This window comes from Streptomyces sp. UW30, assembly GCF_008042075.1.
Lineage (GTDB): Bacteria > Actinomycetota > Actinomycetes > Streptomycetales > Streptomycetaceae > Streptomyces.
In genome coordinates, this window is sequence record NZ_RDBN01000001.1 from 174359 (window position 1) to 196238 (window position 21880).

Below are 21880 nucleotides of genomic sequence, written 5' to 3' on the forward strand. Positions count from 1 at the left end.
TTCATGGCCGCTCTGCGCAGGCCGCGCGGCGCGACCTTGCGCAGCCGGTGCAGCGCCTTGTCGAGCCGTTGGAAGGCGCCGTCCCAACTCGCCCAAGCCCCTTGCCCCGGCGGCGAGTTGGGACGGCGCCTTCCAACGGCTCGACAAGGCGCTGCACCGGCTGCGCAAGGTCGCGCCGCGCGGCCTGCGCAGAGCGGCCATGAACAGCGCCGCGCGCTGGATCATCGAGCGGCAGGAGAACGACGGCTGCTGGGGCGGCATCCAGCCCCCGGCGGTCTACTCGATCATCGCCCTGCACCTGCTCGGCTACGACCTCGAACACCCCGTGATGCGCGAGGGGTTGGCATCGCTGGACCGTTTCGCCATCTGGCGCGAGGACGGGGCCCGGATGATCGAGGCCTGCCAGTCGCCGGTCTGGGACACCTGCCTCGCCACCATCGCGCTCGTGGACGCCGGAGTGCCCGCCGATCATCCGCAGCTCGTCAAGGCGGCCGACTGGATGCTGGGCGAGGAGATCGTCCGGCCCGGCGACTGGGCGGTCAAGCGGCCCCAACTGCCCCCGGGCGGCTGGGCGTTCGAGTTCCACAACGACAACTACCCCGACATCGACGACACCGCCGAGGTGGTCCTCGCGCTGCGCCGGGTCAGGCATCACGACCCGGAGCGGGTGGAGAGAGCCATCGGCCGCGGCGTGCGCTGGAACCTCGGGATGCAGTCGAGGAACGGGGCGTGGGGCGCCTTCGACGTCGACAACACCAGCCCGTTCCCCAACCGGCTGCCGTTCTGCGACTTCGGCGAGGTCATCGATCCGCCGTCGGCGGACGTCACCGCGCACGTCGTCGAGATGCTCGCGGTCGAGGGCCTCGCCCACGACCCCCGCACCCGGCGCGGCATCCGCTGGCTGCTCGCCGAGCAGGAACCGGACGGCTCGTGGTTCGGGCGCTGGGGCGTGAACTACGTCTACGGCACCGGGTCGGTCGTCCCGGCGCTGGTGGCCGCCGGCATGCCGGGCTCGCACCCCGCGATCCGCCGCGCTGTGAGCTGGCTGGAGTCCGTCCAGAACGACGACGGCGGCTGGGGCGAGGACCTGCGCTCCTACAGGTACGCCAAGGAGTGGAGCGGCAGGGGCGCCTCGACCGCCTCGCAGACCGCGTGGGCGCTGATGGCGCTGCTGTCCGCGGGGGAGAGGGACTCCAAGGCCGTCGAGCGGGGCGTCGAGTGGCTCGCGGCCACCCAGCGCGAGGACGGCTCCTGGGACGAGCCGTACTTCACCGGCACCGGGTTCCCGTGGGACTTCTCCATCAACTACCACCTCTACCGCCAGGTCTTCCCGCTGACCGCGCTCGGCCGGTACGTCCACGGCGAGCCCTTCGCGGAGAAGTCCAAGGCGCCTCTCGTCGAGGCCAGGGTGAGCTGATGAGCCCACAGCCCGTCCCGGCCCCGCTGCTGATCGCCTGCGCGCTCGGCATCGAGCAGTTCGCCCTGCGCACGAGCGAGCGCGGCGGGGCCGGCGGGCCGGTCACCGTGCTCCGTACGGGCATGGGGCCGAAGGCCGCCGAGCGCTCCGTCACCCGGGTGCTGGCCGATCCGGCCCTCAGCGGGGCCGCCGTGCTCGCCACCGGCTTCTGCGCGGGGCTCGCCCCCGGGATGCACCCCGGCGATCTGGTGGTCGCCGAGGAGACCCGGGATCCGGCGGGAACCGTTCCGTGCGTGGGAACCGACCTACTCGTCAAAGAACTCGTGCGGACCGTCCCGGGCCGCACCGTCCACACCGGACCGCTCACCGGCTCCGATCATGTCGTCCGTGGTCAGGAACGGTCCGATCTGCTCGCGACCGGCGCAATCGCGGTCGACATGGAATCCGCGGTCACGCTCCTGAGCGCCGTGCGCGCGGGCGAGCGCCCGGTTGCGGCCGTACGGGTGGTCGTGGACGCTCCAGAACATGAACTCGTCCGGATCGGCACGTTGCGCGGTGGAATATCGGCTTTCCGCGTCCTTCGTACCGTTCTACCTGCATTCTACGAATGGCACCGTTCTTTGTTGCTCCCCAGGAGGTGAGCCAGATGGCCATGCCGCTGCGTCAGTCCATCAAGGTCGCTACTTACTTGGCCGAACAGAAGCTCCGCAGGCGAGACAAGTTCCCGCTGATCGTCGAGCTGGAACCGCTCTTCGCCTGCAACCTGAAGTGCGAGGGCTGCGGCAAGATCCAGCACCCGGCCGGAGTCCTGAAGCAGCGCATGCCGGTGGCCCAGGCCGTGGGTGCGGTGCTCGAATCCGGCGCGCCGATGGTGTCCATCGCCGGCGGCGAGCCGCTGATGCACCCGCAGMTCGACGAGATCGTGCGGCAGCTCGTGGCCAAGCGGAAATACGTCTTCCTGTGCACCAACGCCATGCTGCTGCGCAAGAAGATGGACAAGTTCACGCCCTCGCCCTACTTCGCCTTCGCCGTGCACATCGACGGCCTGCGCGAGCGCCACGACGAGTCCGTGGCCAAGGAGGGCGTCTTCGACGAGGCGGTCGAGGCCATCAAGGAGGCCAAGCAGCGCGGCTTCCGGGTCACGACCAACTCGACCTTCTTCAACACCGACACCCCGCAGACCATCATCGAGGTGCTCAACTTCCTCAACGACGACCTCAAGGTCGACGAGATGATGATCTCGCCCGCCTACGCCTACGAGAAGGCCCCCGACCAGGAGCACTTCCTCGGCGTCGAGCAGACCCGCGAACTGTTCAAGAAAGCCTTCGCGGGCGGCAACCGCAGGAAGTGGCGGCTCAACCACTCGCCGCTGTTCCTCGACTTCCTCGAGGGCAAGGTCGACTTCCCGTGCACCGCCTGGGCGATCCCGAACTACTCCCTGTTCGGCTGGCAGCGCCCCTGCTACCTGATGAGCGACGGCTACGTCCCGACGTACCGCGAGCTGATCGAGGAGACCGACTGGGACAAGTACGGCCGCGGCAAGGACCCGCGCTGCGCCAACTGCATGGCGCACTGCGGCTACGAGCCCACCGCCGTCCTCGCCACCATGGGATCGCTCAAGGAGTCGCTGCGCGCCATGCGCGAGACGGTCTCCGGAAACCGGGAGTGACGCCATGACCGCCATCTCCTTGGGCGTCCCCGAGGTACCGGTCCGGCCGGTCGCCGAGCGACGTGTGTCGCGGCAGATCCAGGTCGGCCCGGTGGCGGTCGGGGGCGGTGCCCCGGTGTCGGTGCAGTCGATGACGACGACCCGTACGTCCGACATCGGCGCCACCTTGCAGCAGATCGCGGAGCTGACGGCGTCCGGCTGCCAGATCGTGCGCGTGGCCTGCCCGACGCAGGACGACGCGGACGCGCTCGCGACCATCGCCCGCAAGTCCCAGATCCCGGTGATCGCGGACATCCACTTCCAGCCGAAGTACGTGTTCGCGGCGATCGAGGCGGGCTGTGCGGCCGTACGCGTCAATCCGGGGAACATCAAGCAGTTCGACGACAAGGTCAAGGAGATCGCGCGGGCCGCGAAGGACCACGGCACTCCGATCCGTATCGGCGTCAACGCGGGCTCGCTCGACAAGCGGCTGCTGCAGAAGTACGGCAAGGCGACGCCGGAGGCGCTCGTGGAGAGCGCGCTGTGGGAGGCGTCGCTGTTCGAGGAGCACGACTTCCGGGACATCAAGATCTCGGTGAAGCACAACGACCCGGTCGTGATGATCGAGGCGTACAAGCAGCTCGCGGCGCAGTGCGACTACCCGCTGCACCTCGGGGTCACCGAGGCCGGGCCCGCCTTCCAGGGCACGATCAAGTCGGCGGTCGCCTTCGGGGCGCTGCTCTCGCAGGGCATCGGCGACACGATCCGCGTGTCCCTGAGCGCCCCGCCCGCCGAGGAGGTCAAGGTCGGCATCCAGATCCTGGAGTCCCTGAATCTCAAGCAGCGGCGCCTGGAGATCGTCTCCTGCCCGTCGTGCGGGCGGGCCCAGGTCGACGTCTACAAGCTGGCCGACGAGGTCACCGCCGGCCTGGAAGGCATGGAAGTGCCGTTGCGGGTAGCCGTCATGGGCTGTGTGGTCAACGGCCCCGGCGAGGCACGGGAGGCCGACCTCGGGGTCGCTTCCGGCAACGGCAAGGGCCAGATCTTCGTCAAGGGCGAGGTCGTCAAGACCGTCCCCGAGTCGAAGATCGTCGAGACGCTGATCGAAGAGGCGATGAAGATCGCCGAGCAGATGGAGCAGGACGGGGCCGCATCGGGCGCCCCCACCGTCACGGGGAAACCGGCAGTGACTGTGAGTTGAGGCAAGGCACGGACCGAGAGGGGGCCCGAGCGTGACGATTCTGGAGAGCATCCGTGGACCACGCGACCTGAAGGCGCTGTCCGAGGCGGAACTCGGTGAACTGTCCGACGAGATCCGGGAGTTCCTGGTGCACGCGGTCGCCAGGACCGGCGGCCATCTCGGGCCCAACCTGGGGGTGGTGGAACTCTCCATCGCACTCCACCGGGTCTTCGAGTCACCGGTCGACCGCATCGTCTGGGACACCGGCCACCAGAGCTACGTACACAAGCTGCTGACGGGTCGGCAGGACTTCTCCAAGCTGCGCGGCAAGGGCGGCCTGTCCGGCTACCCCTCACGTGAGGAGTCCGAGCACGACATCGTCGAGAACAGCCACGCCTCCACGGCGCTCGGCTGGGCCGACGGGCTCGCCAAGGCCCGCCAGGTGCAGGGGGAGAAGGGGCACGTCGTCGCGGTGATCGGCGACGGGGCACTGACCRGCGGCATGGCCTGGGAGGCGCTCAACAACATCGCGGCGGCCAAGGACCGGCCGCTGATCGTCGTCGTCAACGACAACGAGCGGTCGTACGCGCCGACCATCGGAGGGCTCGCCAACCACCTGGCCACCCTGCGCACGACCGACAGCTACGAGCGGGTTCTGGCCTGGGGCAAGGACGTGCTCCAGCACACGCCCGTCGTCGGCAACACCGTCTACGAGGCGCTGCACGGCGCGAAGAAGGGCTTCAAGGACGCGTTCGCGCCGCAGGGGCTCTTCGAGGATCTCGGGCTGAAGTACGTCGGTCCGATCGACGGGCACGACATCGGGGCCGTCGAGTCCGCGCTGCGGCGGGCCAAGCGCTTCCACGGGCCCGTACTGATCCACTGCCTCACGGAGAAGGGGCGCGGTTACGAACCCGCCCTCGCCCACGAGGAGGACCACTTCCACACCGTCGGTGTGATGGACCCGCTGACCTGCGAGCCGCTCGCGCCGTCGGGCGGGCCGTCCTGGACGTCGGTCTTCGGCGACGAGATCGTACGGATCGGCGAGGAACGCGACGACGTCGTGGCGATCACGGCGGCCATGCTGCATCCCGTCGGGCTCGGCAAGTTCGCGGAACGGTTCCCCGACCGGGTCTGGGACGTCGGGATCGCCGAGCAGCACGCGGCCGTGTCGGCGGCGGGGCTCGCGACGGGCGGGCTGCACCCGGTCGTCGCCATCTACGCCACGTTCCTCAACCGTGCCTTCGACCAGCTGCTGATGGACATCGCGCTGCACCGCTGCGGAGTGACGTTCGTGCTGGACCGGGCAGGCGTCACCGGCGCCGACGGAGCCTCCCACAACGGCATGTGGGACATGTCGATCCTCCAGGTCGTCCCCGGCCTCAGGATCGCCGCCCCGCGTGACGCCGACCAGCTGCGGGCGCAGCTGCGCGAGGCCGTGGCCTGCGACGACGCTCCGACCCTCGTACGGTTCCCGAAGGAGTCGGTCGGGCCGACGATCCCCGCGGTCGACCGGGTGGGCGGCCTGGACGTGCTGCACCGGGACGCCGGTGAGCCGGACGTCCTGCTCGTCGCCGTCGGCGTGATGGCCCCGGTGTGCCTCCAGGCGGCCGAGCTGCTCCAGGCCCGCGGCATCAACTGCACCGTCGTCGACCCCCGGTGGGTCAAGCCCGTCGACCCCGCGCTCGCGCCCCTCGCCGCACAGCATCGGATGGTGGCCGTCGTCGAGGACAACAGCCGCGCGTCGGGAGTCGGTGCGGCCGTCGCGCTGGCGCTGTGCGATGCCGACGTCGACGTGCCCGTGCGGCGGTTCGGCATCCCGGAGCAGTTCCTCGCGCACGCCAAGCGGGGCGAGGTGCTCGCCGACATCGGGCTCACGCCCGTGGAGGTCGCCGGGCGGATCAGCGCGAGCCTCGCCCTCAAGGAGGCCGAGGAGAGCCTGGCGGCCCGCCCGGAGCAGGCCGGCGGCAGCCGTGACGGGCGTACCGGCAGCCATGACGGTCGTAAGCGTGACGGTCGTAAGGTCGTGTCAGTCAAGGAGAAAGCCGAATGACCACGGAGTTCGACCTCGGCCGCCTCCTGGCCGAGCGCGGAGCCGAGCGTTACGAGCTGCACACGAAGTACCTCAACCACCAGCTCCCGCGCATGCTGCACACCATCGGCTTCGACAAGGTCTACGAGCGGGCCGAGGGCGCGTACTTCTGGGACACGGACGGCGACGACTACCTGGACATGCTCGCCGGGTTCGGGGTGATGGGCCTGGGGCGCCACCACCCCGTCGTCCGCAAGGCGCTGCACGACGTCCTCGACGCCGGCCTCGCCGACCTCACCCGCTTCGACTGCCAGCCGCTGCCCGGGCTGCTGGCGGAGAGGCTGCTGGCGCACAGCCCGCACCTGGACCGGGTGTTCTTCGGGAACAGCGGTACGGAGGCGGTGGAGACGGCGCTGAAGTTCGCGCGGTTCGTCACCGGGAAGCCGCGCGTCCTGTACTGCGACCATGCCTTTCACGGGCTGACCACGGGCTCGCTGTCGGTGAACGGCGAGTCCGGCTTCCGGGACGGCTTCGCCCCGCTGCTGCCCGACACGGCCGTACCGCTCGGTGATCTCGACGCGCTGGCGCGAGAGCTGAAGAAGGGCGACGTGGCCGCCCTGATCGTCGAGCCGATCCAGGGCAAGGGCGTGCACGAGGCCCCGCCCGGCCATTTGCGGGCCGCCCAGGAACTGCTGCACAAGCACAAGGCGCTGCTCATCGCCGACGAGGTGCAGACGGGACTTGGCCGGACCGGTGACTTCTACGCCTACCAGCACGAGGACGGTGTCGAGCCGGACCTGGTGTGCGTGGCCAAGGCACTCTCCGGGGGCTATGTGCCGGTGGGCGCCACGCTCGGCAAGGACTGGATCTTCAAGAAGGTCTACTCGTCCATGGACCGTGTGCTGGTCCACTCGGCGAGCTTCGGGTCCAACGCGCAGGCCATGGCTGCCGGGCTCGCCGTCCTGTCCGTCATGGAGAACGAGCAGATCGTCGCGAACGCGCGGGCGACCGGGGAGCAGCTGAAGTCCCGGCTCGCGGCGCTGACCGACAAGTACGAGCTGCTCGCCGACGTCCGCGGCCGGGGCCTGATGATCGGCATCGAGTTCGGCAGGCCCGACTCGCTCAAGCTGCGCAGCCGCTGGACCATGCTCCAGGCCGCGCGCAAGGGCCTGTTCGCGCAGATGGTCGTCGTTCCGCTGCTGCGGCGGCACCGGATCCTCACCCAGGTGTCCGGTGACCACCTGGAGGTGATCAAGCTGATCCCGCCGCTGGTCATCGGGGAGCGGGAGGTGGATCGGTTCGTCGACGCCTTCACCGATGTGATGGACGACGCGCACAGCGGTGGCGGGCTGATGTGGGACTTCGGCAAGACGCTGATCAAGCAGGCGGTCGCCAACCGGTGAAGTCCGGGGCCGTCGATGGGGCGGCCCTTGGGCTGTTTTGCCTCTGAGGCAAAAAATTTGCCGCAGAGGCAAGCTTCCGGCTGAATGGAGAGCATGAGCTCTCCCGAGACCGAGCCGGAGCCCGAGACCGAGCCGGAGCCCGCGGCCCGGGCCGAGGCCGTTGCGACGGGGCCGGTCGAAGCCCTGCCCGTCGTCGCGCCCCAGCTCCGCGCGCTGCGCAGGCGCTCCTCCCTCACCCTGGAGGCCGCGGCCCGCGCCGCCGGGCTGTCGCCCGCTCACCTCTCCCGGCTGGAGACCGGGCAACGCCAGCCCTCGCTGCCCATGCTGCTCGCGCTCGCGCGTATCTACGGTACGACGGTCTCCGAGCTGCTCGGGGAGACGGTCGCCGACCGGGATGCCGTCGTGCGCGCCACCGACATGGAGTCGACCGCCGCGGGTGGCTGGACGTACTGGCAGGCGGGCGCGCCCGGGCGTGGGATGCAGGCCCTGCGGGTCCATGTGCCGCACGGCTCACAGGGCGACATCGTGCGGGTGCATCCCGGCGAGGAGTGGCTGTACGTCCTCGAAGGGCGGCTGCGGCTGCGCCTCGGCGACACCACGCACCGCCTCGCCCCGGGCGACAGCGCGCACTTCGACTCGCTCACCCCGCACCGCATCGCCGCCCAGGACGAAGGCGGGGTCGAGCTCCTGTTCGTCCACACCCTGTTGCAGAGCCCCACGGCCACCCTGTGCCTGGGCCCCATCCCTGGAGAGACGCCATGAGTGACATGGAGGAGAAGTTCCCGCGCGCCATGTGGGTGCGGCTCATCATCTACATCGCGGTGGGGCACGTCTTCGCCGCCTTCATCTACCTGCTGTTCGAGTTGGGGGCGAAGCAGTAGGCGCGCGGGGCGGGTGGGCGCCGGGGATCAGTCGAGCAGGCGCTCCCGCAGACGCTCCCGGGTCTCCGGGGTGATCCGCAGGCCCTTCTCCAGGTAGGTGTCGACGCCGCCCCACGTCTCATCGATCGTCTCGAAGGCCGCCGTCAGATACTCGGCCCGTGCGTCGAACAGCGGGCTGAGCAGCTCCATGATCTCGGGGGAGTAGGCGGCGGAGTCGCTGCCGCTGCGGCGCACCTTGTAGCGGCGGTGCTTCGCGTTGGACTCCAGGTAGTCGGCGACGATCGCCTCGCGCTCCACGCCGACGGCGAGCAGTGTCACGGCGATGGACAGGCCCGCTCGGTCCTTGCCGGCCGCGCAGTGCATCAGGGCCGGGACGCTGTCCTCGGCGAGCGCGWGCAGCACCCGGGAGTGCTCGTCGGTGCGCTCCTTGATGATCGAGCGGTAGGACACGATCATCCGGTTCGCGCCCTTGCCGTCCGCGAGGATCCCGCGCAGCTGGTCCAGATCGCCGTCCCGGACCATCTTCCAGAACTCCGCGCCGTCCGCAGGGTCGGACAGCGGCAGGTTCACATTGCGCACGCCCGGCAGCTCGACGTCCGGGCCTTCGAGCTTCTGGTCGGCCGCGTTGCGGAAGTCGAAGATCGTGTGCAGCCCGAGCGAGTCGAGGAAGTCGGCGTCCTGTGCGGTCGCGTGCGCGAGATGGCCGCTGCGGAACAGCACTCCGTGCCGCACCCGTCGTCCGTCCACTGTCGGCAGTCCGCCCACATCACGGAAGTTGCGAACCCCGGCCAGCTCGGGCTCGGTCGACGGGATCTGCTGCGTCACGGGGGCTCCTCCCGGTCGGCCCCGCGGCGCGGCTCGGCGATGCGGCCGACGGGGTGCGCTCTCGACCATACGACATGGATTCCTGGGGCAATGAGTTATCCACAGGCGTTGCCTCGGGGCCGCTCGGCCCTTGATGATGTTGGTACTTGATCGCACCTGTTCGTCTCTGTGGGGGCTTGATGCTCGAGATCTCCGACAACGGCCGTACGTGGCTCCTTTCCGGGCCGACCAGCAGCTATGCCGTCCATCTGACCGACGGCGACGAACTGCTGCACCTGCACTGGGGGCCGCGGATCGAGCTCGCGGACGCCGAGGCCCTCGCTGTCCGCCCACTGCCGGAGTACTGGCCCTTCGAGTCCCCGCTCGACGGCCGCGAGGAGTACCCGGTCGAGGGCGGCCCGCGCTTCGTACGGCCCGCCCTGTCCGTGCGCACCGACGGGCGGCGCGGCACCGAGTGGGGTTTCGAGCGCCACGAGACCGAGGGTGACGAGCTGCGGTTGCGCTTTTGTGACGGCGGGCTGAACGTCACCCTGCACTACCGGATGCGCCAGGACGTCGTGGAGCGCTGGGTGACTCTGGACAACGAGGGGCCCACCCTGGAGCTGCTGCGGGCCGACTCGGCGACCTGGACGCTGCCCGACCGGGAGGACTGGCGGCTGTCCCAGCTGCACGGCCGCTGGGGTGCCGAGTCCCGGCTGGCACAGGCCCCGCTCACCTACGGTGAGAAGGTCATCGGCAGCCGCCGCGGACATACCGGGCACCAGCACCTGCCGTGGGTCGCGCTCGACACGGACGCCACCGAGGAGCGCGGCGAGGTCTACGGCTGCGCGCTCGGCTGGTCCGGGTCCTGGCGCATCGGCGTGGCCCAACTCCCGGACGCGCGCGTGCAGATCGCCGGCGGCCTCGGGTACGACGACTCGGGTCTGCTGCGCCTGGCGGCGGGGGAGTCCTTCACGACACCCGTCTTCGCGGGCCTCTGGAGCGACGTCGGCTTCGGCGGGGCCAGCCGCGCCTGGCACGCGTACCAGCGCGCGTATGTGATCCCGGACGCCGACCAGGACCGGCCCGTGCTGTTCAACTCCTGGGAGGCGACGGAGTTCGACATCTCCGAGGAACAGCAGAGCCTGCTCGCGCGGCGGGCCGCGGCCATCGGCGTCGAGCTTTTCGTGGTCGACGACGGCTGGTTCGGCACGCGCACCAGCGACCGCGCCGGGCTCGGCGACTGGACGCCCAACCCGGACCGCTTCCCGTCCGGCCTCAAGCCGCTCGCCGAGTACGTGCACGCGCTCGGCATGCAGTTCGGCATCTGGGTCGAACCGGAAATGGTCAATCCGGACAGCGAGCTGTATCGCGCCCACCCGGACTGGGTGCAGTACCAAACGGGACGAAAGCGTACGGAGTTCCGCAATCAACTCGTACTGAACCTCGCCCGCGACGATGTCCAGGAGTACCTCTGGGAACAGCTCGACGGGCTCCTCTCCGGCGCCCCGATCGACTATGTGAAGTGGGACTTCAACCGCTGCTTCTCCGACGCCGGCTGGCCCGGCGAGCCGTATCCGCAGCGCCTGTGGGTCGACCATGTGCGCGGCCTGTATGCCCTGCTGGACCGGCTGCGTGCCGCTCATCCCGGCGTCGCCTTCGAGTCCTGCTCGGGCGGCGGCGGACGGATCGACCTCGGCGTGCTGAGCCGTACGGACCAGGTGTGGACCTCGGACAACACCGACCCCCTCGACCGGCTCGCCATCCAGCACGGCTTCAGCCAGATCCACCCGGCCCGGGCCATGGCCGCCTGGGTCACCGACAGCCCGAACGCCATGCTCAACCACCGCGCCAGCTCGCTGCGCTTCCGGTTCGTGAGCGCCATGGCCGGGGTGCTCGGGGTCGGCGGTGACCTCGCGCAGTGGACCGAGGAGGAGCTTGCCGAGGCCCGGGAGTGGGTGACGCTCTACAAGGAGATCCGGCCTCTGGTGCAGCGCGGCGACCTCTACCGGCTGCGGCCTCCACGTGGCGGGCTGAGTGCGGTGCAGTACGTGCTCGGGGGCGACACGGTCGTCCTCGCCTGGCTCCAGGCGCAGAGCTACGGCGAGCCCCTACCGGCTCTGCGGCTGCGTGGCCTGGATCCGACAGTGTCGTACGAATGCCTTGAAACGGGCGAAATTCACCGAGGGGCCGTACTGGTACATCACGGACTGCGTACCGGCCTGAAGGGCGATCTGGATGCGGCAGTTATTCGACTCCGTCGCATCTAGGCGTTCTGTCCGAATTGGCGCCTTCATTCCAACTCGCTCTGCAATAAAGAAAGCTGGAGCAGCGTCACGTGAGGAGCGTCATATCCGTGACGGTGCGTCGCCCGTCATGTCCACGTAATTCATGTGCTTTTCATGGGGCTTTGAGTCGGGCGGCGCCCCCATATTTCACGCACGGTGACGGCTAATTCCCACAAGGGATCAACAGGAACGCATTCGGACGGAACCTCTCACTTGTTCCTTTGCGTCTTCCTCGCTTACGTTCGCCACCAATCCGGACGGACGCCTAATCCTGCCGCCGCCTGGATCCCGCGCAAACTCACCCGTACACGGCAGGAGCGGGGGACCCACAGGTAGAACCGCCTGTTCCGGTCTCCGGAACGGCTTGGGGTCAAGTCGCGCCTCGGCGCGGCCGGGCATCTCCAGCCCGCACCCGACAGCTCACCTCGCAGGCGCCGGAGAGGAATTCGCCATGCCCGCGAAGGGTAAGCACCGCCGTCCGAAGTCCCTGCGCTTCACCCGCTCCATCGCCGTCGCCGGAACCGGTGGCGCCGCTCTCGCTCTTCCGCTCATGGGGGCCACCGGCGCCCACGCCGCTCCCTCGCAGACCGTTTCGGAAAAGGCCGTCTCGGCCCTTCCGGCCGCCGGCCAGAAGGCTGCCGAGAAGAAGTCCGCCAAGAAGGCGGACGTGCGGACCTATTCGGTGAAGGTCGGCGATTACCTTTCGAAGATCGCCAACGAGCAGAACGTCGGCGGTGGCTGGAAGAAGCTCTACGCCGACAACCGTGAGGCCGTCGGCGCCGACCCGTCGCTGATCCACCCCGGTCTGAAGCTGACGATCGGCGGCAAGAAGGCCGCGGCGACCGCCCCCAAGTCGTCGTCCTCCAAGCCCTCTTCGGCGTCCAAGTCGTCCTCGAACTCGTCCGCCGCGAAGTCCGCCACGCCGAAGAAGGCGCAGAAGGCGACCACGGCCGCCGAGACGACCAGCACCGTCAACGGCTTCTCCGCCCCGCTGGACGGCGCTTCCCTCGGCACCGGCTACAAGGTGGCGGGCAGCATGTGGTCCAGCGGCTATCACACCGGCGTCGACTTCGCCGCCGCCACCGGCACCTCACTGAAGGCGGTCGGCGCGGGCACCGTCGTCTCGGCCGGCTGGGGCGGTGCGTACGGCAACCAGGTCGTCATCCAGCTCGCCGACGGCTACTACGCCCAGTACGCCCACCTGTCCTCGCTCTCGGTCTCCAGCGGCCAGAGCGTGACCGCGGGCCAGCAGATCGGCCTCTCCGGCGCGACCGGCAATGTCACCGGCCCGCACCTGCACTTCGAGATCCGCACCACGCCGGACTACGGCTCGGACGTGGACCCGGTCGCCTACCTGGCCTCCAAGGGCGTCTCCATCGGCTGACGGGCGCCCCACGCGAAAACCACCCGCCTGACACGCGGCCGAAGGCCGGACCCCGATCCCCGGGTCCGGCCTTCGGCATGTTCCGGGACTGGCGGTTGCGCCCGTCAACACCCCTGATCAGAGGGATATTCCTCGCTTGGCGAACACTTTAGGAGTGGCTTATCTCACCGTTCGTCAAGCCCTTCCTACGGTCGCGTAGGTCACATTCGAAGGTGAATCATGTCCCGATGTGGCAGACGATTCGAAGAGTGACAGCAGATCAGTGATCGGGTCGTACGTTGCGGTGGGGGACAGCTTCACCGAGGGCGTCGGCGACCCCGGCCCCGACGGGGCGTTCGTCGGCTGGGCCGACCGGTTCGCGGTCCTGCTCGCGGACCGGCGCCCCGAGGGCGACTTCAACTACACCAACCTCGCCGTGCGCGGCAGACTGCTCGACCAGATCATCGAGGAACAGCTTCCGAAGGCCGCCGAACTGGCCCCGGACCTGGTCTCGTTCTGTGCGGGCGGCAACGACATCATCCGACCCGGAACCGACCCCGACGAGGTCGCCGAGCGCTTCGAGCGGGCGATCACCCGGCTCACCTCCGCCGTCGGCACCGTCATGGTGACGACCGGCTTCGACACCCGTGGCGTGCCCGTGCTGAAGCATCTGCGCGGCAAGATCGCCACGTACAACGGACATGTGCGGGCCATTGCCGACCGGTACGGCTGCCCGGTGCTCGACCTGTGGTCCCTGAAGACCGTTCAGGACCGCCGGGCCTGGGACGACGACCGGCTCCACCTGTCTCCCGAGGGGCACACGCGCGTGGCGCTTCGCGCGGGCCAGGTCCTCGGCCTGGAGATCCCCGCCGACCCCGACCAGCCCTGGCCGCCGCTCCCGCCGCGCGGCACGCTCGAGGTCCGTCGGGACGACGTCCACTGGGCGCGCGAGTACCTGGTGCCGTGGATCGGCCGACGACTGCGCGGCGAGTCGTCCGGGGACCATGTGACGGCCAAGGGCGCGCTGTCCCCGGACGACATCAAGATGCGGATCCGATCGGTGGCTTGAGAGCGGTTCACGAGCGACCGATACGTCCGGGCCATGCCGATGCCTGATCGGTACGGCCCGGACGTGTGCGTTCGGTACAGAGCCCTGCGCGGACGTGGGTACTTTGTACGGCGCTCACGTACGTGCTCGGTACGGCTCGCCCCGAACCCCCGGCGCCATCACCGCGTCGACGCCGTCAACGCCTTCCGCTCCAGCCCGAGTTCCCGGGCGAGCGCCTCGTCCGCCCACTCCTGGGCACGCGCGCGTGAGATCGCACCCGGATACGACGTCAGCTGTACGGCGAGCCCGTCGAGCAGGGCCGTCAGGCGTAGGGCCGCGCCGTGCGGGTCGGGGCAGTGGAACTCCTCCGCGGCGACGCCCTCGGCGATCACCTCGGTGATCGCCCCCTTCCACTGCCGGTCGAGGTCCCGCGTGACCTCCTTGAGCGCGGGCTCGCGCAGAGCCGCCGCCCAGCCCTCGATCCACAGCCGCCAGCCCTTGGCCTGGCCGGTCGGCGCATACCAGCGCACGGCCGCCCGCAGCCGCCGCAGCGCCGTCGTACGTCGCCCGAGGAGGCGGCGCAGATGGGCCAGGTCGCCTTGGGCCGCATGAGTGAACGCGGCCGCGACCAGCTTCTCCTTGGTGGCGAAGTGATAGAGCACCAGCGCGTTGCTCACACCGAGCACCGAGGCGACGTCGGCGATCCTGACCGCCGCCACGCCTCGCGCCTCTATCTGCTCGACGGCGGCTTGCAGCAACTCCTCACGCCGCTCCGCCACGCTCAACCGCACTCTTGCCACACCGTCACCCTAAAGCCTCGTCACCGGCCGGACCCGGGGCCCGGTCGGACCAGGCCCCCGCGACCGCCGTCACCGGTACCGCCCGAACCGCTCCGTGATCACCGGCAGCCGGTCCGCCGCGATGGCGTGCGCCGCGGCCCGCGGCGCCGAACCGTCCGCCTCGGCGCGGGCCAGCGTGAGGTCGGTCAGGGCACGCATCGAGCGCCGTGTGTGGTCGAACGCCTCGTCCGCTTCCGGGCCGATGTCCCCGAACAGCGTCCACCACCACCAGGCGTTCGTCGCCGAGTTGACCACGACGTCCGGCAGCACGGTGACACCCCGTACGGCCAGCAGTTCCTCCGCGTCGGGTCGTACCGGCATGTTGGCGGCCTCGGCGATCCAACGCGCGGTGACACGGCCCTGGTTCGAGGCGTCGATCGCGTACGACACAGCCGCCGGAACCAGGACCTCCGCCTCGACCGACAGCCAGGCGTCACCCGGCAGTTCGCGGTCGCCGGGGCGCAGCGAGGCGCGGTCGATGGTGCCGTAGGCGTCCCGTGCCGCCAGCAGGCTCTCGATGTCGAGGCCGGCCGGGTTGGCGATGGTGCCCTTGATATCGGCGACGGCCACTACGGTGAGCCCCGCGCGCGTGAGGAAGCGTGCCGTGGCCCCGCCCATGGTCCCCAGACCCTGCACGGCGACGCGCGTCCTCCAGTACGGCACACCGGCCCGGTCCAGAGCGGTCAGCACCGCCTCCGCGACCCCGCAGCCGCCCACCAGCTCGTCGAGACCGATGCCGTCGACCTCGACGGTGAACGCCTCCGCGAGCCGCCGCCGAGCGCCCGCCTCGTCGTCGAGCAGCGGATACACGGCCTGGACGGACGACACCAGCCCTGCCTCGACGGCCGCCCGGTCGACGACGTCCTGGGTGAGCCCGAGGTCCTCGCCCGTGGTCCAGAAGCTCTCGATGTACGGCCGCATGGCACGCAGGTAGCGCACCAGCAGGCCGTACGCCTCCGGATCCTGGGGGTCGCAGTCGATGCCGCCCTTGGCGCCGCCCAGGGGGACGTACCGCGACTCGGGGTCGTAGTGCAGCGCCTCCTTCATGCTCATGCCTTGGGCGAGTCCGGTGACCTCGTCCAGCGTGCAGCCCGGCCGCATCCGCAGCCCGCCGCTGGCCACACCGCGCACCAGCCGGTCGATGACCAGGAAGCCCTGGCGACCGGTGACGTCGTCGGTCCAGGTGAGCGACAGCAGGGGGGTGCTCGGGGTGGTCATGGGGTCTCCGGGGTCGGGGGCCGGTTTCCGGGCCAAGGGGCCGCGGCTCGGCTACTGAACGATGAGTCAGTATCAGAGCAGGGTGGGGACATGTCAACGTAGTGGGGTGGATCTCTGTGGACCGTCCGTGGCGAGGGCGGCGGGGAGGCGCCGGAGCCCGCCGCACCAGGGGGGATCCGAGGCTGTCGGAGGCGCCGACCATAATGGAACTCCTCACCGAATCCACCTGGAGGTACCGTGGCCGGTTTCCGATTCCCGAGCTCCGGGCTGCGCGCCCTGCGGCCCGAGGCCTTCGGCGTGGATCCGAGCGGTGAGCGCATGGCGCGGATCCGTAGATCGCCGCACTTCAAGGACGGGGTCTTCCAGAACCCCGGGGGTATCGCCCGGACCCGGCCCTCGGGGTCGATGCTGGAGTTCGCCAAGATCTACTTCGACAAGGAATCCCGGCCCCACCGGGCCCCGAAGGGCACCGTGCCGGTGCACCCCACCACCTTTGCCGACCTGGCCAAGCCGCCCGCCACGGGACTGCGCCTGACCTGGATGGGACACTCCAGCATCCTTGCGGAGATCGACGGGCATCGCGTCCTCTTCGACCCGGTGTGGGGCGAGCGGTGCTCCCCGTTCCCCTTCGCCGGACCGAAGCGGCTGCACCCCGTGCCGCTGCCGCTGGCCGCTCTGGGGCCGGTCGACGTCGTCGTGATCTCGCACGATCACTACGACCACCTCGACATGCCCACGATCAAGGCGTTGGCCGGCACCGACACGCTCTTCGCCGTGCCGCTCGGCGTCGGCGGCCACCTCGAACAGTGGGGAGTGTCCGCCGACCGGCTCCGTGAGCTGGACTGGCACGAGACGACGAAGGTCGGCGGGCTCACCCTGACCGCCAGCCCGGCCCGCCACTTCTGCGGGCGCGGACTGCGCAACACCCAGCACACGCTCTGGGCGTCCTGGGTCGTCGCCTCGGACGAGCACCGGATCTACCACAGCGGCGACACCGGCTATTTCGACGGCTTCAAGGACATCGGCGCCGAGCACGGCCCGTTCGACGCCACGATGATCCAGGTCGGCGCCTACTCGGACTTCTGGCCCGACATCCACATGACGCCGGACGAGGGCGTCCGGGCCCACCTCGACCTTCAGGGCGGCGATCCTGCGGCCGGCGTCATGCTGCCGATCCACTGGGGCACCTTCAACCTGGCGCCGCATCCGTGGGCGGAGCCCGGCGAGTGGATGATGCGGGCCACGCACAAGGCCGGGGTCACGATGGCGGCTCCGCCCTGCGGTGAGCCCTTCGAGCCGGCCTCGTTGGCGGCGGTGACGCCGTGGTGGCGGGATGTCGCGGAGACGCCCGCCGAGGGGTGGCAGGCATGGCCGCCGGTGGCTTCGGCGCCGGACGGGACGGCAGTTTCCTAGCGCGACCCACCGTTGGGGGGCGCGACGAGTCACTCCTTGCGCCCCTGTACGGCGATTCCTGCGGGGCGCGTGAGTGGGCGTGAGGGCGCTTGAGTGGAACCGTGCGCCGCTACTGCCGGTGACGTTCTGGGGGTAGGAGAACCGGGCGCGAGAGGTGCGGAAACGTCCCGGCCGGGGTGGTTGCGGGTGAGAGGTCGAGACGTCGTCGAGGGGCGGGGCACGTAAAGTGCCCCGCCCCTCGACTTTTCCCGTGACCACTTCTGACCAGGTCCGATCGTTCGAATGCTCCTTGTGGGCGAACGGTGGAACGGGTTATCGGTCTGTCGTACGAGACCTCATACCAGAGCGGGACGCTGCCTGCGGGAGTTTGTCAACTGCCCACCGCACTTGATGCGAAGGCGACTACTGTCAGTGTCCGTCGGGCGACGCGGAGCCGAATTCGTCGGCTCTGTCGACCGACATCGTGATGGCGCACGCCCCGGGCCGCGCAGAGCGCGCGCACCCCCAGGCCCCCGACCGACGGACCAGTACTGAGGACCCCGATGTCTCATCTACGCGCCCCGGCCACACGCGCAGACCGCCGTGAGGGCGGGCGGCACGGGCGCCCGGCTGCCCGCACCGCACCCGCGCTGCCCGAGACCCATATACGGCCCCAACTGCTGCGGCTGGCGGTGCTGCCACCCGTCGCGGTCACCCTCAGCGCCTGCGCGGCCGTGCTGTTCGTGGTGCGCTCCACGGGCGTGCGGCCGAGCCTCACCCTGTGGGCCGTGCTCGCCGGCGCGGTCTCGGTGACCTTGGCGGGCATCCTGATCGCCGCCGTGGCCGCCAACCGCACCGCCAGGTCCGTGAGCGACCGCATCCGCGCACTGCGCCGCAGCAGCGCGCGCAGCGAGGCCGATCTGCGGACCCTCGTCGAGACACTGCGGCGCGGCGACGGGCCGCCGAAGCGCAAGTCCCGCAGCGGTCCGCCCGAGGGCGCCGACGACTTCGAACTGCTCGCAGCCGACCTGGCCCGTGCCCACGACGGCGCCGTCACCGCCGTCGTCCAGGCCGCCCAGCTCTCCAGCCAGGCGGGCAGCGAGCAGAAGCTGGAAGTCTTCGTCAATCTCGCCCGGCGCCTTCAGTCGCTGGTGCACCGGGAGATCTCCATCCTCGACGAGCTGGAGAACGAGATCGAGGACCCCGACCTGCTCAAGGGGCTCTTCCACGTCGACCACCTCGCCACCCGCATCCGCCGCCACGCGGAGAACCTCGCCGTCCTCGGCGGCGCCGTCTCCCGCCGGCAGTGGAGCAACCCGGTCTCCATGACCGAGGTGCTGCGCTCGGCCATCGCCGAGGTCGAGCAGTACTCGCGCGTCAAGCTCGTGCCGCCGATCGACGGCACCCTGCGCGGGCACGCCGTCGCCGACGTCATCCACCTGCTGGCCGAACTGGTCGAGAACGCCACGGTGTTCTCCGCCCCCCACACCCAGGTGCTGCTCCGGGCCAACCTCGTGACCTCGGGGCTCGCCGTCGAGGTCGAGGACCGCGGGCTCGGCATGCCCGTAGGTGAGCAGAACCGCATGAACGCTCTGCTCACCGACCCCGACCAGGTCAATGTCGCCAGCCTGTTGGCGGACGGACGCATCGGGCTGTTCGTGGTGTCGCAACTCGCGAAGCGGCATGGCATCCATGTGCGCCTCCAGACCAACATCTACGGCGGTGTGCAGGCCGTACTGGTGGTGCCGCAGGGTTTGTTGGGGACTGAACCGGGAGCGCGGGCGGGTGCGGTCCGGGAGGAGCCGCAAGGGACGGCCGGTACGGCCATGCCGCCGCAGGCTCCTCCACAGGCCTCTTCACCGTCCTCGCCGCAGGCGCGTCAGCAGCCGCCCGTGCCGCCTCAGCAGCGTCGGCACCCTACGTCTGCCGGGTCGGCCGCGGCGGCTGCGCCGGTCGGAGCGCAGAGCGGTGGACAGCGCGGCATGACCGAGACGTCACAGGCGTCGTCGGTGTCGCAGGCCGCGCCGCGTCGGCACGAGCCGCAGGGCCGCGGAAGGGGCGAGGCCCCGAGCGCGAACGGCACCGCACCGGCACCGCTGCCCGTGCGGGGCGCCCAGGAACGGGCCAACCCGGCTGAGGCCGTGCCCGGCATCAGGCCCGACGATCGCCGGCGCGTCGCGGAGAACACCGGCGCACCGCCGACCCCACGCGTCAGCACCGTCCGCGGCACCATGGGCAAGCCCCAACTCCCGCGCCGCCGCGSCCAGGAACACATCGCACCCCAACTCCGTGGTGGTCCCGCACCACGACAGGAGTCCGACTCTCTCGCCGGGCACGACCCGGGGCTGATGGCGGCCTTCCAGCGGGGGATCGGGCTGGCCGAGACGCAGCAGCACATGGAGTCGGTGCGGGGGGATGCCGAGCATCTGGATGCGGGGTACATGGGCGCAGACCACATGGCCACCGGCCACACGAGCATGAGCAGCGGCCACACGAGCGCGGGCCACATGGACTCGGCGCACACCTCCACCACCCACGGGATCACCCCCGCCTACACCCCCTCACCGCACACCACGACCGACACCACGTCACTCACCCCGGAGTCGACCCGTCCGGAACCCACGGTCTCCCAGCCCACCCACCTGGAGTCCGTACGCCCGGCGCCCAGCCGACTGGAGCCGACGAGCCTCGACACAGCTCGCCCGCAGCCCACACATCTGCGCCCGACGTCCCTGGATGCACTCCACATGGATGTGACCCCCATGACCACGCGGCCGCCTATGGACGTCTCGCCCATGGACCCGGCCCATATGACCGAGCCGCACCCCGGGCCCGCGCCCGGTACCGACCACACCACCTGGCCTGACGGGAGCGCACCAGCCGGATGACCACGACCGTGACCAGCTCGAAGTCCGCCTGGGAGACCACCCCCAACCCCAGCGCTCCCGCAGACCTTCGTACCTCAAGGAGTCGATCCACCATGGCGAGCGAAGCGCCGACCGCCCATGTCTCCGATCTCGACTGGCTGATGAGCGGCCTCGTCCAGCGCGTACCCCACACCAGCAGCGCGGTCCTCCTCTCCTGCGACGGGCTCGTGAAGTCGGTCCACGGCCTCGACCCGGACAGCGCCGACCACATGGCCGCCCTGGCCTCCGGCCTGTACTCCCTCGGCCGCAGCGCCGGAGTCCGCTTCGGCGACGGAGGAGAGGTGCGTCAGGTCGTCGTGGAGCTCGACTCGACCCTGCTCTTCGTGACCACCGCCGGATCCGGTACCTGTCTCGCCGTGCTGGCCGGCCGCGAGGCCGACGCGGCGGTGCTGGGCTACGAGATGGCCATGCTGGTCAAGAGCGTCCGTCCGTACCTGATCACCGCCCCCCGGCAGCACTCCGTCGAACCCTCGGCGTTGAGGCCTTGAACATGACGGCGGCCGGCGACGGGCCCTGGCTCGACGACGCGGCCGGACGGCTGGTGCGCCCTTTCACGGTCAGCAACGGCCGTACCAGGCCCACCGTCGCGCTCGACCTCATGTCGCAGGTGATGGCCACCGGGGCGACCCCCCTCGGCTATCTCGGCCCCGAGCACGAGCAGGCGCTCGACCTGTGCCGCGCTCCCGTCTCGGTCGCCGAGGTGGCCGCCCACCTGAAGCTGCCGGCCGCGGTCACCAAGGTGCTGCTGTCGGACCTCGTCGACTGCGGGGCGCTCACCACCAAGCCCCCCGAGTTCCACCACAACCCGACAGACCGGGCCCTTCTGGAGGCAGTGCTCGATGGACTACGACGACAGCTCTGACCCCTTCCCCACCGCACTGAAGATCTTGGTGGCGGGAGGGTTCGGGGTAGGCAAGACGACCTTCGTGGGCGCGGTCAGCGAGATCGCACCACTCAGTACGGAGGAACTGCTCACCACCGTCAGCGCCGCGACCGACAGCCTCGAAGGCGTCGAGAACAAGGTCGAGACGACGGTGGCCATGGACTTCGGCCGCATCACGCTCGATCCGGAACACGTCCTGTACCTGTTCGGCACACCCGGACAGGAACGGTTCTGGTTCATGTGGGACGAACTCTCGGAGGGTGCGCTCGGTGCGGTCATCCTCGCCGACACCCGACGATTGGAGGACTGCTTCGCCGCGGTCGACTTCTTCGAGCAGCGAGGCCTCGGCTTCATCGTGGCGATCAACGAGTTCGACGGCGGCCACCGCTACGACCCGGAGGAGGTCCGCGCCGCCATCGACCTCGACCCAGAGATCCCCGTCGTCCGCTGCGACGCCCGCATCTCCAGCTCCGGCGTTCAGACGCTGCTGACCCTGGTACGGCACCTCATCGCCCACACGCCGGCACCCGCGCCAAGCCATGGCGCCCACATGTGACAGC

At 70.1% G+C, this 21880-nt stretch carries 18 protein-coding genes, 1 pseudogene and 1 riboswitch; of the genes and pseudogenes, 16 read left to right on the plus strand and 3 right to left on the minus strand.

All coding sequences use genetic code 11. From position 1 onward, the window contains the following. Positions 1-79 precede the first annotated feature (79 nt). From shc to EAO75_RS00820, 8 genes and pseudogenes are all read left to right on the plus strand, one after another. Positions 80-1417, plus strand: a pseudogene (gene shc, locus EAO75_RS00785) (squalene--hopene cyclase); the annotation flags it as partial. Further along, positions 1417-2058, plus strand: coding sequence for a 1-hydroxy-2-methyl-2-butenyl 4-diphosphate reductase (locus EAO75_RS00790; RefSeq protein WP_147993077.1), 642 nt, complete (start codon positions 1417-1419; stop codon positions 2056-2058). The pseudogene shc and the gene EAO75_RS00790, both read left to right, overlap by 1 nt. 5 nt (positions 2059-2063) lie before the next feature. Continuing rightward, positions 2064-3086, plus strand: a complete 1023-nt coding sequence (hpnH, locus tag EAO75_RS00795; protein ID WP_147993078.1) for an adenosyl-hopene transferase HpnH — start codon at positions 2064-2066, stop codon at positions 3084-3086. A 4-nt stretch (positions 3087-3090) separates the two neighbouring features. After that, positions 3091-4266, plus strand: a complete 1176-nt coding sequence (gene ispG / locus EAO75_RS00800; protein WP_147993079.1) for a flavodoxin-dependent (E)-4-hydroxy-3-methylbut-2-enyl-diphosphate synthase — start codon at positions 3091-3093, stop codon at positions 4264-4266. A gap of 31 nt (positions 4267-4297) precedes the next feature. Next, entirely contained in the window at positions 4298-6295 is a 1998-nt protein-coding gene (gene dxs, locus EAO75_RS00805; protein ID WP_261989096.1) for a 1-deoxy-D-xylulose-5-phosphate synthase, read from the plus strand. Beyond that, the gene (locus EAO75_RS00810) at positions 6292-7677 is read left to right on the plus strand and encodes an aspartate aminotransferase family protein (protein WP_147993080.1); all 1386 of its coding nucleotides are present in this window, start codon (positions 6292-6294) and stop codon (positions 7675-7677) included. The genes dxs and EAO75_RS00810 overlap by 4 nt, the downstream gene beginning before the upstream one ends. A 93-nt stretch (positions 7678-7770) precedes the next feature. Next, the gene (locus EAO75_RS00815; RefSeq protein WP_187284247.1) at positions 7771-8439 is read left to right on the plus strand and encodes a helix-turn-helix domain-containing protein; all 669 of its coding nucleotides are present in this window, start codon (positions 7771-7773) and stop codon (positions 8437-8439) included. Further along, entirely contained in the window at positions 8436-8558 is a 123-nt protein-coding gene (locus tag EAO75_RS00820) for a DUF6126 family protein (protein ID WP_147993081.1), read from the plus strand. The genes EAO75_RS00815 and EAO75_RS00820 overlap by 4 nt, the downstream gene beginning before the upstream one ends. A 27-nt stretch (positions 8559-8585) precedes the next feature. Here EAO75_RS00820 and EAO75_RS00825 read toward each other — a convergent pair whose 3' ends face one another. Then, complete coding sequence (locus EAO75_RS00825; RefSeq protein WP_147993082.1) at positions 8586-9383, minus strand: tyrosine-protein phosphatase; 798 nt, start codon at positions 9381-9383, stop codon at positions 8586-8588. 179 nt (positions 9384-9562) lie between these two features. Between EAO75_RS00825 and EAO75_RS00830 the strand changes: the two genes are divergently transcribed. The 3 genes from EAO75_RS00830 (at position 9563) to EAO75_RS00840 (ending at position 14082) form a co-directional block, all read left to right on the plus strand. Next, positions 9563-11632, plus strand: coding sequence for an alpha-galactosidase (locus EAO75_RS00830; protein ID WP_147993083.1), 2070 nt, complete (start codon positions 9563-9565; stop codon positions 11630-11632). A gap of 307 nt (positions 11633-11939) precedes the next feature. Further along, a riboswitch (cyclic di-AMP (ydaO/yuaA leader) is annotated at positions 11940-12097 on the plus strand. 4 nt (positions 12098-12101) lie between these two features. Further along, on the plus strand, positions 12102-13034 hold the full coding sequence (locus tag EAO75_RS00835) for a LysM peptidoglycan-binding domain-containing M23 family metallopeptidase (protein WP_147993084.1): 933 nt from the start codon (positions 12102-12104) through the stop codon (positions 13032-13034). A gap of 262 nt (positions 13035-13296) precedes the next feature. After that, the gene (locus tag EAO75_RS00840; RefSeq protein WP_147993085.1) at positions 13297-14082 is read left to right on the plus strand and encodes an SGNH/GDSL hydrolase family protein; all 786 of its coding nucleotides are present in this window, start codon (positions 13297-13299) and stop codon (positions 14080-14082) included. A gap of 158 nt (positions 14083-14240) precedes the next feature. Here EAO75_RS00840 and EAO75_RS00845 read toward each other — a convergent pair whose 3' ends face one another. Together EAO75_RS00845 and EAO75_RS00850 are read right to left on the minus strand one after the other, a co-directional pair. Then, the gene (locus tag EAO75_RS00845) at positions 14241-14861 is read right to left on the minus strand and encodes a TetR/AcrR family transcriptional regulator (RefSeq protein ID WP_261989097.1); all 621 of its coding nucleotides are present in this window, start codon (positions 14859-14861) and stop codon (positions 14241-14243) included. 69 nt (positions 14862-14930) lie between these two features. Continuing rightward, positions 14931-16118, minus strand: a complete 1188-nt coding sequence (locus tag EAO75_RS00850; RefSeq protein ID WP_147993086.1) for a Glu/Leu/Phe/Val dehydrogenase dimerization domain-containing protein — start codon at positions 16116-16118, stop codon at positions 14931-14933. Positions 16119-16355: 237 nt separating this feature from the next. Between EAO75_RS00850 and EAO75_RS00855 the strand changes: the two genes are divergently transcribed. The 5 genes from EAO75_RS00855 (at position 16356) to EAO75_RS00875 (ending at position 21876) form a co-directional block, all read left to right on the plus strand. Beyond that, a complete protein-coding gene (locus EAO75_RS00855) occupies positions 16356-17531 on the plus strand; it encodes an MBL fold metallo-hydrolase (RefSeq protein ID WP_147993087.1) in 1176 nt (391 codons plus the stop codon). Between the two features lie 542 nt (positions 17532-18073). Then, positions 18074-20398, plus strand: coding sequence for an ATP-binding protein (locus EAO75_RS00860; protein WP_147993088.1), 2325 nt, complete (start codon positions 18074-18076; stop codon positions 20396-20398). A gap of 92 nt (positions 20399-20490) precedes the next feature. Beyond that, positions 20491-20925, plus strand: coding sequence for a roadblock/LC7 domain-containing protein (locus tag EAO75_RS00865; RefSeq protein WP_147993089.1), 435 nt, complete (start codon positions 20491-20493; stop codon positions 20923-20925). A 2-nt stretch (positions 20926-20927) separates the two neighbouring features. Continuing rightward, positions 20928-21299 carry a DUF742 domain-containing protein gene (locus EAO75_RS00870; RefSeq protein WP_147993090.1) on the plus strand — a complete coding sequence of 124 codons (372 nt, stop codon included), beginning with the start codon at positions 20928-20930 and terminating at the stop codon, positions 21297-21299. Then, positions 21277-21876 (plus strand): GTP-binding protein, encoded by a 600-nt coding sequence (locus tag EAO75_RS00875; protein WP_147993091.1) that lies wholly within the window; start codon positions 21277-21279, stop codon positions 21874-21876. The genes EAO75_RS00870 and EAO75_RS00875 overlap by 23 nt, the downstream gene beginning before the upstream one ends. Positions 21877-21880 lie beyond the last annotated feature (4 nt).